We start from the raw sequence: 610 nt of genomic DNA on the forward strand, positions 1-610 counted from the left end.
CCAGGCGGCCCACCTCGAACGGGAGCGCAAGACACTGTTCCGCCGCCTGTTCGTGGCGGGCATGGCGATGATGCAGGAGCGCCTGCGCGTGCGCCGCGATCCCGCCGTGGCGAAGGCCAGCGACATCATCGCGGCACTGCGCGCGATCGGCTACACGGCGTATCCGCTCGATGCGGAGCGCCAGGCGGCCCACCTCGAACGGGAGCGCAAGACACTGTTCCGCCGCCTGTTCGTGGCGGGCATGGCGATGATGCAGGTGATGATGTACGCCGTCCCCGTGTACCTGGCGACGGACGGCACGATGGATGCCGACATGCGCGCGCTGATGCACTGGGCCGCGCTGCTGCTGACCGTGCCGGCCGTCGCGTACTCGTCGTGGCCGTTCCTGGCAGGTGCCTGGATGGACTTGCGGCGCGGCGTTGCGGGCATGGACGTGCCGGTGGCGCTGGGCATCCTGGCCGCATCCGCCGCCAGCGTCGTCGCGGTCGTGCGCGGACACGGCGACGTGTACTTCGATTCGATCACGATGTTCGTGTTTCAGGGGGGGGGGGGGGGGGGGGGGGGGGGGGGGGGGGGGGGGGGGGGGGGGGGGGGGGGGGGGGGGGGGGGG

The 610-nt window shown here is 72.8% G+C and carries 1 pseudogene; it reads left to right on the top strand.

The annotated features are described in order from the left end of the window. Window positions 1-610 (top strand): annotated as a pseudogene (locus ACEN88_RS33670) (hypothetical protein); the annotation flags it as partial.

Origin of the sequence: Massilia sp. CT11-108, from assembly GCF_047302915.1 — a bacterium.
GTDB classification, from domain to species: Bacteria; Pseudomonadota; Gammaproteobacteria; order Burkholderiales; family Burkholderiaceae_D; genus Telluria; species Telluria orientalis.